The organism is Paenibacillus sp. UMB7766-LJ446 (assembly GCF_030226665.1).
Taxonomy (GTDB): Bacteria; Bacillota; Bacilli; order Paenibacillales; family Paenibacillaceae; genus Paenibacillus; species Paenibacillus vandeheii.
Map to the genome: position 1 here is coordinate 1 of NZ_JASOYM010000009.1, position 12,069 is coordinate 12,069.

The following is a 12,069-nucleotide window of genomic DNA, read 5'->3' on the forward strand; positions in this document are numbered from 1 at the left end:
TGAAAAGCTACATGATCTATTACAATCATTATCGAGGTCAATGGAACTTAAAGAAGCTGCCGCCTGCGCGTTACAGGTAGTAGCTTGAAGTGGCCTAACCTTTTTTTAATTGTCCTTTACAAGGGGTACATTTTAAATGACAGAGTTCACCTTTTTTAATTTTTTGAGAAAATGACTAATTCAATCTACTTTAGCTAGTTTTTTCTCTACTTCCTCAAGATCTGATAACAGTTCCTGTACTGCATTCCGTTCCTCGTTCTCAATCTTTTCGATCAATTCAATTATATTTTTTATATGATTTGTTTTTTCTGAAATACTGTGCTTTATACACAAATTTCTAAGAATTAAGCATTGCTGTTTAATTTCTTCGTAAGCCTTTTCATGAAAATCAAATCTAGTAATATATTTTTTCTCATCGAGAAAAACCAAACTCCTTAACATCGCTTCTTTATGATCAAAGAGCAAATGCAGAGATCTAATCAGACTAAATTCAAATAAAGCATTTTCTGTAATATATTTTCTTAAAAAACTATAAACCCCTATTCCCCAAGCGTCTGTATCTTTGCCAGGTTCTTCAATCAATTTATAATCGTTAGAGGATTTTTTTTCATGCAAATACTCATGCAACTGTTTAATCAGATAAGCTAGATCAAACTTGAATTTACTTTTTCGTTCATTGAATTGTAAAAGCTGAACTCCTCTGAACCATTCGCCCTCAGAATGAGGACTTAAAAATGCTCTGTTAATGCTATTAAAAGATGCTTTCGAGAAGGAATATTTAGAATTAAAAAAATCAGCTACGTCAAACATTTGGTTTTCTTTGTTATATCCATATATTAGCATATCATGTGGCGTATGCACTTTTCTAAAATTATCATAGGCTGCAATGTAGTATTGATCTATGCTTAAATATACATAATTTTCTTCATCAATTGCATCAATAATAAACTGTGTTATATTATTACACCACTTTACCAAAACGTTCTTATGATAGTGGTGCAATACAAATAATCTATAGTGTTCTCTAAAAGCAGGAGTATAAAATTGTATGTAAACCTCTGGCGTCTCCCATGCTACTAACTGCACATGATTATGACAAAACCACGGAAAAAAAATATCTTCATGAGTACTAAGAATGGCAGTCATGTTTGCATACGCAGGAAGTGAGGTAATCATAGGAGTTTTAATCGGTAGTTCTTTTTCTGTTGGCATCCTTATCTTTCTCTCCTAATCATTATAGTATTTCTAAGAGCTCACTTACAAAAAAAAAAAATTTTCTTCCAATTTTCATTTCTATTATACCAGAATCCAGTCGTGAATGAAAAGGCTTTCACACTTAAACAAAATATCTTTTCTGTAGCTAGGGAGAATCTTCAAACCCAAGCAAGCTACACGATAATGAAAGCCAAGAGGAGTTTCAAGCACACTTGGAATTCCGGAACTGCTCACAAAATATGATCTAGATTAAACGGTTGAATGCACAAGAGATTATGTAATAGACAGATTGTCAAACCAAGTGCGACAGTTCCTCTGTGAAAGATTCGTGAGCCGTTCTCCAACCCAAGCATTTTCGTGGTCTGTGGTTAATTAGATCTATTGAAACGGTGAGATCTTCATCCTCAACTTGAGGGAGATCGGTTTTTTTCGGGAAAAACTCTCGAAGCAAGCCATTCGCATTTTCATTGGAACCGCATTGCCAAGACGAATATGGATCAGCAAAATAAATGTGCAGGTCATGGTTTGTTTCCACGTTGGCATAGGATGCAAACTCCTTTCCCCGGTCAGCCGTGGCTGTGAGGAAAGTGGCTGGGGAATACTGTGAGATGGCTACACCAAGCGCAATTTCCATGGACAAAGCGGTGCGATCGGGCATGAGAATAGCCGTATACAAACGGGTTTTACGTTCAATGAGCGTGGCTACGCATCCTTACTTTTCCCAAGACTCGATACGACGGTATCCAGTTCCCAGTGCCCAAACGTTTCCCGGGAACGAACCTCTTTGGGGCGATCCGAAATCGATCTGCCAATAGCAAATTTACCGCGAGTTTCTGTGGACTTCTGACGCTTCCCTTTGTGCCGAAGGACCTGTAACGTACCTCGAACCAAACGCACGGTGTAGAGCCAGCGATAGATGGTTTTAAAGGAGATCGACGGCAGGCCTTGGATGCGAAAACATTCCGTGATTTGCTCAGGAGACCAGGTGGCCAGCAGTTTTTCCTCCAAGGAAATTGCTAAGTCTTCGGACCATTTACCAGATGAGATAGAAGCTGTACGACGCTCCTTATAAGCGCTCTGAGCCTGCTCTGCATAATAGGGTTGCGATGGAGTAGCACGATCCAATTCACGACAAATCGTCGAGAGATGCCTTCCTATTCTTTTGCGATGGCTCTTGAACTTCGGCCTTGTCGATGGAGGATTTCTAGCTTGCTGCGCTCAATTATGCTAAGATGTGTGTAGCTCATGTTGGATTCTCCTTGTGTGAGTGTGGTGTAGGATCCTTCATTCTACACGAATCCGGCCATGGGCCCTTTTTTATTTATTTCCAGTAGGTGTCGCACTTCATATTACAATTCGTCATAAAAAAACAAACCTCCTCGCCCTTAACTAAACAGGGTTTGGAGGTTCAGTTGTGTGCTAGTTCGAAATGAACCACAAACGTTACAGTTTTAACAGCTATGTGCTACATTTTGTCATGTTCTTGTTTCTATTTTATTTTGAACCGAGATGATTCTTCGGCAAGTTGTTTGGTCAATCCATTAATGGTCTGCACCATATCTGCCAAATGTTCGGTCATGCCGGACTGTTCCTGCATTGTAGCCGTCACTTCCTCTACAGACGCAGATACTTCTTCCCCTGATGCTGACAAATTCTGTGCTGCTCCAATAACGTCATCCTTATCACGTTCAATGGATTCAATCTCGGAAGCGATAGCCTGAACCTGATCCATCATATCATTCATGTTTTGGGTGACAAAAGTAAAGGTCTCTTTGGTCTGGTTAACACTGCTCTTCTGCTGTAGTGTAATCGCCTCGATCGCTTGTACACTGCTATTGTTCTGATCAACATGTTCAATCGTTCTGCCTACAATTCGCTTGATGTCCTCGGACTGTGACGTTGTCTGCTCAGCAAGCTTGCGAATCTCGGAAGCAACCACAGCGAAACCACGCCCATGCTCCCCTGCTCTTGCAGCCTCAATGGAAGCATTCAGGGCAAGCAGCTTGGTCTGATTCGCAATCTCGGCGATGGTGCCTGTGATCTGATGAATGTCGGAAGAGCTCTCAGCGAGTTGTAGAGTAGTTTGCGAGATATTGCGAACTTCGCTCTCGTTCTGATCATTCACCGCGATAAGTGCATCAATAACGGCTTGATTGTTTTTGAATGCTTCGGTAATTCCATCCGCCCTTTGCTTGACCGCCTGGGACATCTCGTTCACATTCTCAATCTTGTTGCCCACGTTCATGAATTTATCCACAATGGCTTCCGTATCATTCGCCTGGGATTCCATCGCCCGTGATATTTCCATTGCGGTCGTCGTTGTATCCGCAATAGATGCCGACGTCTGCTGTGTGGACCTGTCCAGCTCGGTTGTACTTGCATTCAGAACACCGATAGAGTGGTTCATGCTGGAGATCAATTGTTTATTGTCTTCTGCCATTGAAACTCTCCACCAGTTGCTTGAATTCCCCGCTATATGTTCCCTCAGCCTGTACTGTGAGATCTCCGCTAGCAAGTTGTCTGAACAATACAGTCAGTTTCGAGATTGGTTTGGTGACAAGTAGCGAGATTAGTATGCCTGCAATGACAGATACCGCAATGGCACTGAACAATACAATATACATTTTATTGGCCATAGCAACCAAGGGTTTCCGTACATCACTTAACTTATCTTCAACAATAATCGTCCAGTCCGCTCTCGGGATTTTGGAATAGAATACAACTTTATCCTCCGTGCTAATTTCACCTTGTTGCAGCTCTCCATTTGAAGGCAGATCAACCAGTGATTGATATTCACCGGATTCCAGCTTCTGTCCCTCCGTCTTTTCATCTGAGGAATTAAACATCACGGTGCCTACACGATCCAGAATAATGACCTTGCCTTCTTCATTAATTTTGATGTCCTGCAGCTGGTTCACGAAAAATGAGGTCGAGGCCGTAGATGCGAGCACGCCTTCCACTTCCTTGTTATCATTATAGATCGGCATGGCAGAGACGGTCCCCAGTGTCCCCAACGATTCAGAGATCACACCTTCGCTGATGAAGTTCTGCCCTTGCATGGCCTGTTGGAAATACGTACGGCTGGTGCGTTCCTCACCGAGTATTTCAGGATTGTTTGCTGCGACAACGGTGCCTTTTTGGTCCAACAAAATAAGAACGCTGTTGCCCTTCATCCCGGCCAGGCTGTCTCCTAAAATTCCGTTGGCCTTATCCACCAGTTCACTATTTTCCGAGAAAAATGTTTCGTCACTCTGTCCTTCCGTATTTCGAATCTCCAGTAAATCCCGGAAAGTGCGATGCGCTGTAATCAGAAACGTCGATTGTTCTTCCAGCGTTAGTGAGGTAAGCAAACCTGCACCAATCCGGTCAGAAGTTGCTTTAATTTCATCCTTACTTTTGTCCAGCGTAATGATAGCCGCTACGCTGTAAGAGAGTACCGCTGTTACCACCAATACGATTGTTACCAGCAAACTGATCATCAGCGGTAATTTGACTCTGAACGACATGTTGATCATGCGTTCTCTCGCCTTCGCGATTAACAATAAATCCACCTTCCGTTTCTACGATGTTAGTGTCCAATTTTGTATGGGATAACTTTATATCGGTAGATAGTATCTAATCTTTCAGTAAGAAAAACGTTTGCAGAAAATATTTTTTTCTAGAGAAGGCAACGAACATTCCTTATGGCCATTTATTCTTGATTTTTTCATTTAAAATGGTCTTTTTCTCTTTTATTTAAAGACTGACACTCCTACATGGTTAAAAAAAATATATTATAAAGAAGACGATTTTACGTCGCCTTCTAGTATCTTCCCTGATGAAAAGGATGATGAGATCATGAAAAGCAAATTTTTCCTAGCAAAATTCATTTTGGTTATAATTGTTCTACTTCTTCTTGAGGGATGTAGTTCAGGAAAATATCAAGTGAAAGAAGTGAACCCACTTGAAATGACAACTATTGAGCCACAAGTCAATGAATATATTTCGATTACGAACACGGAATATGTGAATGGAACAGATACCAGTGACGGCATGATCATGAATGTATACACCTATGACTTTCTTACTAAATCTATAACTAAAACGGCGGAACTACCTTATAACTCCCAATACCCCTTAACCGTAGCTTCTTTAGCCGATGAAACCATTTACTATTCAGGAAGTGGAGAAGGTAAGGGTGATGAGTTATTTTCTTATGATCTAAAGACAAAAACGACTCAGCAGATGAGCTCAGGCTTATTTGCAATCAATACGATTATTCCGAATACCGTTGACAATACATTAGTACTAGCTGCAGTAAAGAAGGGAGAACGTCCCGTCAAAGTCATGTTCTTTGATAAAGAAAGTCATGAAATAACTATATTAAATGACAATGACTCGGATACAACCACATGGGAAATTACATATAATCCGGAAACGAGCAAAACCTATGCCATTCAGTTCTCAGAAGAAGAGCAATTTCATCAGATGGAAGAGTCTAATAAAAACCAAACGCCTATGGTTCCTCCAAAACATACCATCATCGAGATTGATGGAATTTCGAAACAGACACGTAAGGTTGTTGAACTGGACAAGGAACAAATTCTAACTCTATCCGCAAGGGGAGATCAGATTCTGATTGCCACGGCAAAACATATTAACAAATATCCAATTGAATACAGTATCGTTGATATTAAAACAGGACTACGAAAGAAGATTGACCTCCCGATTAAGGCTAGCCGTGGATTGTTCTTGTCTAAAGACGGACAAGGTTTCTATTTCCTAGGGGAAAATATTCAAGCAGATGCAGGTACAGATCCGAAACGAGGAATCTATTATTATGATATGAACACTCAAAAAATGGAAGCCATATTCCTTCAGAAAGATGGATTTATTAATAACTTTATGCTTATGGCAGAGCCAGTCCTCTATAATAATATTAAAAATGCTACTAACTGACCGACAGAAAGGAGATCACAGATGAGTATGGAACCTATTACAATACAACCATTAATAGAACAAACGATTAATAAGTATGTATTCTCGGATGCTCACATCCTAAGCATGGAAAGTAACTCTATCCAAGCAGGATTTCAGGCCGTAGAATTGCTTCGACATCATATTGAGCTCATAGTAAATGGAGTAAAAACAGATCTTTCTCTCGTTACGAAGAAGGCTACGTTCATTGAACGCTCCGCCTTGTCCAGATTATTTTCACAAGGGGCTAATGTGCCCTTTAGTCTATCAAATGAACCTCATACTGAAGATCCCAGCTTGATCTGCATTCAGGATGTGGACTACCAAACCGATTATAGCCATCTGGATATGGATCTGCTTCAGAATAAAGAATTACGAGCGCTGGCTTACATACATGGAACGAATATGGGGTCGAAAAAAGAACTGCCCTGGATACCCACTGTGGATCGAAATCATATCATCGACATGATGGAAAATCGTTGGAGACCTTCGTGGAACACCGCTATAGAAAGTCCGGCATTCATTGAGGAATTTGGATTACCGATCATATCAGATATTGAAGCTGTAGCCAGTAGCATCGTTGATGATCTTGAAGTTCTAATCAAAGATGAACATATGCATACGATGCTCCATAATGATCTGAATCCCGGAAACGTACTGGTACATAACAATGAGAATGTTTATTTTATCGATTGGGAGGAAGCAAGGTATGGCTCCCTGTTCTTCGATATTCCTTTACGCTGTAGCCACTTAAAACAAGTAGTGATATATCGGGAGGCTCTAAGTTCCCACGGATACGATATTCCACAAGAGCAATTCGAAAAATACTTCTCCCTGGCGTCCCGTTATCTTGGCATCCGTTATATGAGTTGGAGCCTTGGGATATGGGAGCAACACTCACATGCAAAAGACGACTTAAAAAAATATATGAAGATGGTAACTCAACCTTTGTTCTCCTGATCCTTTACTCATTCCAAGTTAGCCGTTCACTGTTTCTGGATAAAAAAGCTCCTGCCACCGGAAGTGTCAGGAGCTTACATGATAGGAATCCAGCATCAACATCGTATGCCTCCATGACATACACGGCATACATTCCCCTTAGATTCTAAAGATCTGGTGCCTAACCCAGATCTGCAATTCGCTGTTTAATACGCGGAAATAGTCCAAAAGCATTCTCGTAGAATACCTTCTCATGATGCTGCTCCGGCACAAGTCGGCGGACGAATTCGGCATACAGATCGATCGGAGCAAGCGGCCAGTCGGTTCCGAACAGCATTTTCTCGTAATGATCTGAATACACCAGCGCCCGGCGGAAATGATCCATGAACAAGGGTTCGTTCATAAACCGTTCAAATTGGGGCCGATCACCGACCACAAGACCAGACAAATCTGCGTAAACGTTCGGGTTCTTCGCCACTACTTCAGCAGCATCCATCACCCAAGGATCTCCCAAATGACAGATCATAAAATTCACACCGCGCTGTTGAAAGGCTAATTCGTCTACGGTCAGTGGATGAGCATACTTGAGCAAACCATTCATGGAGTACGTATCCCCTGTATGAATAACCACCGGCACGTTATACTTGGCTGCCAGTTCATAGACTGGAGTGTAAATCTTGTCATATACGTAGTGATGATAGTACCCCGCATATAGTTTGATTCCGGCTACCTCAGGAGCTTGCAATCGTGCTTCAATCCGGTCCAGCTCGTCCTGAGCGTGTTCACCACCAAGCTGGTTTGGATTAATGCCGACGCATTCCATGAGGAATGACGGAACCGTTTCTTCCAAATCAAGTCCCATCGGATTGGGAGAACTGGAATCCGGGAATGCTCCCTTCGTCTGCTCCGTAACCCCCATGCCGATGCCAAGAATAACGTCGTTCTTATCAAACTCCGCCTTGAGGCCAGCGGCAGAGTAATCCACTTTCGACAGATCGATCGCCGTACGATGAAAGCTGTCGATGTCCGACAAATGAATATGAATATCAATAATCGGCATGTTAAGCCTCCTTTTCACCTTTTGAAGTTGCAAAGTTTAGCTGCAGAAGGCCACGTACATCCTCTGGATTTAGAGGAATTTGCCCCAAGATCAGATAGGTCGGCTCTGTCCAGACCGTTTCTCCGTTCAGCAGTGGCAGATTGTGATACACACTGTGACCAAGCACCACATTGTTCACAAATCCCGCAGCGTTCTGATTAGGATAACGATTCACTGCATGCAGCATGTCTTTGCGCGAAACTGCACCCATTCGCAAGAAACCCTTAGACTGAAGATATCCGTCTACCTTTCCGAGAGGGTACCGCCCTTGCTCGGGGTGTTCCAGCCAACCATCAGCAAAGACAGGCGAAGGTTTGAAGAAATGCTCCTCCGCTAGGGAGTAATCCAGGGCCAAGCCACTATCGTTTGTAACTGAATGCATCTCACAGAGAACAGGAACGCCGGGCAGCATGAGATAATGCTGCTGTACCGTGATTCCCCGATTCGCTTCATGCTTCTCGATGCGAGTCGTGATCTGAATCCCTTTCCAGACGTTACCGTATTCATCCTTCCGCTCCGTCCAAGCCGCGCTTCTTTGTTCCAACTGACGGCTGAAACCGTTCATACCAGGGATACCCACACCAAGTCCGCCGTACCATGGATTCCACCATGAACGTGGAGCTGCTTCCGGATACGTACTGTCCAGCCATTCTTCACCCTGGTACTTCAAGGAATGCACGACACTTCCGAAGCCAGGGGCAGCTGCCAACGAAAGAACTCCGTTGCTCACCGTGTACACAGGACCTGCTGGACCTTCTTCAATCACGCAATCAACGGCTGTTCCTATCTGCGGATACCAAAGGGCGGTCCGTTCATGAATCCGATCCTCACCTCGATATATGGCCCGAACCTTCCAGCCAAGATCGCGTTCTTCGGTCGTACTCTTTTCCTTAGGGGAGAACTCCAATTTAGCAGAGTGCAGATCCTGCTCTCGATTTAATTCCATATCACCAGCTAAATGCTCCCTTGCGCCACCATTCTGCACGTACAGTTCCAGCTGTCCGGCGAGCGGAACCATTTTCCGTTCGATCAATTCTGCTGTCAGCACATCCTGGGCGAACGGATTACCACCACCCAATTCCAGCTCAAGATGGTTGTCCAGCGCCGGTACAACAGTGATCGGCTGTTTACGAGCGAAAGCTCGGAAATCATGCCATTTGGCAAAGGTGTTCAGAGCAAATACGGTCGCCTTTGTTCGTACAACGGCTCCTGCTGGAATTCGTCCAAACTCATGCTGCAACCCCAGTGTCTGTTCCGGACGAAGCAGCTTCAGGGAAGGGTCCCAATAGATACCGCAAGCACCGTACTCTTCCTTACAGAACAGCCAGTTCTCTGTAATTTGGGAGCTGTCCCAATGGCTCGGATCTCCAGAGTATGCATCGCCCATATCCACATAACGGCCTTGGTACGGGAGAATAAGCCGATTGCCGAAGAAACCGAAGTTCGTCATCAAGAACATATCTTCTTCCAGCTCTGTGCTGCGAGTATTCCCAATCTCGTGGTGAAATTCAGCGATTCCATTGGCAGACAGCTTGGCGACGGACTTGATCTCCAAACCAGGGAAGTCTTCCGATACATAAAGTGCTTCAAGAACCTGATTTTCTCCTTCGGAGTAAATCTTCACTTCTCTAGGCTTCTTCTTGGAAAACTCTTCTGCAAATGGCTTACCCAGCTTCGGATAGGTCCACCAGAACGTGTGAACCGAGCCAGGGTATTCAATCCACATGTTGTTCTCTTGCTTACTCATATGGAGGGAGAATGCACCGTTCACGGCCACCCACTGATCTCCGTTTTCCCCGCCATAACGTCCTTGTGTACCTTTCATCAGAACAGACAGCTTGGTTGTGAAAGAGACCGCCTGTCTATCCGTCGGAACAGCCGTTACCTCTACTTCTCTCGAATAGAGACCATACGAACGCAAGATGAAGGTTACCGGTACAGATGCTTTGCCTTTTGCAGGGACCGTGAAGCGCACCGAACGTTCTGGCCATTCCAGAAAATCATCCTCCGGCAGGTCAAAAGTAAACTCCGCTTCGGAATCAAAATTATTCTCTACGTTCAGGTACAGCTCGGCCGGGATGCCTGTATAGAGCTCTTTTGCGGGCAACGCCGTGTTGATCTTGGCCGGGAATTTCGGGGCAACGCCCATACGAAACTCGGCCTTTTTGCCACCGATCAGCCATGTGCTCGTGACAACGGGATGCGTCTTATTCTGGCTTTGCTCCTCTTGAACCGGATCAAGGTGGAACTCACCCTCCACAATTACCGTTTCTCCCGAAGCAACCGTTCTTGCAACGTCCAACGCAAAACGAATATTTTTGTTGTCCTGGCCCTTGATCTCGAATTTCAACTCTGAAGTTGAGCGGTTCGTGATCCGGTAGCGAACCTTGTATGCGGAACCAAATACGAGATCATGATCGTCGATCTCTGTGGAGATTTCGTAATCTGGTGTTTCGAGAGCCGTCAGCCCGCGACCAGACTTCTCGAATTCGGCTCGCAAGGAGATATCTCCCTTTTTCCAGGAATAATCAAAGAAATCGAAACCGCGCTCCCGTCGGCCATCCGGCTCAATGACGAGTTCACGCGTGCTGTCTGCGTACCAATCCAGCTCCTCAAAATAAGGAGCAAGTGCTTCCGTCTGCAAGATGGTCGGGATGAAGTTCATCAGATGCACGTTATCATCTTTTTTCTCCCAGAAGAATCCGCATTTCTTGTACATCGGTACAGCCTTGGTGTTGCCGGCCCATGTGAACAGATCCAGGCGAGGCCATCCCGCTTCCACGGTCTTGCGAACAGCGTTCAGGATCAGATTACGGCCTACCTTATAGCCGTGATAATCGGGGCGGACATTCAATAGCGGTACATACAGGGCATTCTCGTCATAACGGTAGTGGGCAAAGCTGCAGAAGCCAACAACTTCTGTCTCATGAACGGCAAGAAATACATGAAGATTGGACGAAGTCTCCATCTCCCGGCGAACAGTATCTTCTGTTCTCTGGTTGGTGCCGCCTCCCCAACTTTCGTTACTGCGGTTCCACATATCAGCGACTGCGGCAGCATAGGAGGGATCGTATTCAATAATTCGGATTTGTTCCATGATCGAAGTTACTGTCATATTTGGATCTCCTTATCTTTATCTATAGGATGGTCTTCGTGGTCATTCGATATGGCCTTTGCCCGTTAGCCGCAGAGATAATATAGGCCATGTTTGAAGAAGCTAACGATAGTCTTATCATACTATAATTGGAAAGAATTTCAGAGGATTAAAAATCTTTCTTTTCAACTTATAAGTGCATTTCGGCTCTTGTTCGAAGCGTCAAGGATAGACGAATCTATTTAGGTATGTAAAAAAATCCACGTCTCTGAGTTAGACGTGAATTTTGGTAAACGAACAGCTAATAATCTTAAATTATGCCAAAATAGAACGGACATTGCGTAGAACTGATTTCATAGGGATTGGCTCATTAAGCGACATACAACAGCAAGACCCGTTACTTCATCGGTGGGTCGCCTCGCTGGGAATGATTAAAGTAGCTCGTTCCCTTCCGTGCCAAAGTCTATTACTTTATGTCTTGTATCCTGTTTCACTTTAGAGAGCAAATTCTTTAGATGGTTACGTAGTTCCTCATTGGACTCTTCAGGCTTGGTTTTTGGACGTAACAACAATTCATTATCTGCTGTCACCAAAATTTCAATTTCCGAGCCTTCTTCCAGATTAAGATGCTTAAGTAATTGGTTAGGAATGCGAATTGCACTGCTATTTCCCCATTTGCTAAGTGTGGCTGTAATCATGGTAATCCCACACCTTTCATTTGATTGATGCTCCAGGGCTTTCCACTTCATCCCTACTAAGGTCCTTT

Annotated in this window: 8 protein-coding genes and 1 pseudogene; 2 read left to right on the forward strand and 7 right to left on the reverse strand. The window is 43.9% G+C overall.

The window, feature by feature from the left end; all coding sequences use genetic code 11:
• Positions 1 to 180: 180 nt before the first annotated feature.
• The 4 genes and pseudogenes from QP794_RS20955 to QP794_RS20970 all read right to left on the reverse strand — a co-directional run bounded on the left by QP794_RS20955 (position 181) and on the right by QP794_RS20970 (position 4,757).
• The gene (locus QP794_RS20955) at positions 181 to 1,212 is read right to left on the reverse strand and encodes a cysteine peptidase family C39 domain-containing protein (protein WP_285078717.1); all 1,032 of its coding nucleotides are present in this window, start codon (positions 1,210 to 1,212) and stop codon (positions 181 to 183) included.
• 295 nt (positions 1,213 to 1,507) lie between these two features.
• Positions 1,508 to 2,462, reverse strand: a pseudogene (locus tag QP794_RS20960) (IS30 family transposase).
• A gap of 242 nt (positions 2,463 to 2,704) precedes the next feature.
• A complete protein-coding gene (locus QP794_RS20965; RefSeq protein ID WP_285078718.1) occupies positions 2,705 to 3,655 on the reverse strand; it encodes a methyl-accepting chemotaxis protein in 951 nt (316 codons plus the stop codon).
• On the reverse strand, positions 3,639 to 4,757 hold the full coding sequence (locus QP794_RS20970) for a cache domain-containing protein (protein ID WP_285078719.1): 1,119 nt from the start codon (positions 4,755 to 4,757) through the stop codon (positions 3,639 to 3,641). The genes QP794_RS20965 and QP794_RS20970 overlap by 17 nt, the downstream gene beginning before the upstream one ends.
• A 295-nt stretch (positions 4,758 to 5,052) precedes the next feature.
• On the opposite strand from QP794_RS20970, the gene QP794_RS20975 reads away from it, so the two are divergent.
• Together QP794_RS20975 and QP794_RS20980 are read left to right on the forward strand one after the other, a co-directional pair.
• Positions 5,053 to 6,153 (forward strand): hypothetical protein, encoded by a 1,101-nt coding sequence (locus QP794_RS20975; protein ID WP_285078720.1) that lies wholly within the window; start codon positions 5,053 to 5,055, stop codon positions 6,151 to 6,153.
• 21 nt (positions 6,154 to 6,174) lie between these two features.
• Complete coding sequence (locus QP794_RS20980) at positions 6,175 to 7,131, forward strand: phosphotransferase (protein ID WP_285078721.1); 957 nt, start codon at positions 6,175 to 6,177, stop codon at positions 7,129 to 7,131.
• A 160-nt stretch (positions 7,132 to 7,291) separates the two neighbouring features.
• Here the strand turns inward: QP794_RS20980 and QP794_RS20985 are convergent, their stop codons facing one another.
• The 3 genes from QP794_RS20985 to QP794_RS20995 all read right to left on the reverse strand — a co-directional run bounded on the left by QP794_RS20985 (position 7,292) and on the right by QP794_RS20995 (position 12,052).
• Positions 7,292 to 8,170, reverse strand: coding sequence for an amidohydrolase family protein (locus tag QP794_RS20985; protein WP_024628672.1), 879 nt, complete (start codon positions 8,168 to 8,170; stop codon positions 7,292 to 7,294).
• A 1-nt stretch (position 8,171) separates the two neighbouring features.
• Complete coding sequence (locus QP794_RS20990) at positions 8,172 to 11,324, reverse strand: GNAT family N-acetyltransferase (protein WP_285078722.1); 3,153 nt, start codon at positions 11,322 to 11,324, stop codon at positions 8,172 to 8,174.
• 410 nt (positions 11,325 to 11,734) lie between these two features.
• Complete coding sequence (locus QP794_RS20995; RefSeq protein ID WP_285078723.1) at positions 11,735 to 12,052, reverse strand: AbrB/MazE/SpoVT family DNA-binding domain-containing protein; 318 nt, start codon at positions 12,050 to 12,052, stop codon at positions 11,735 to 11,737.
• Positions 12,053 to 12,069 lie beyond the last annotated feature (17 nt).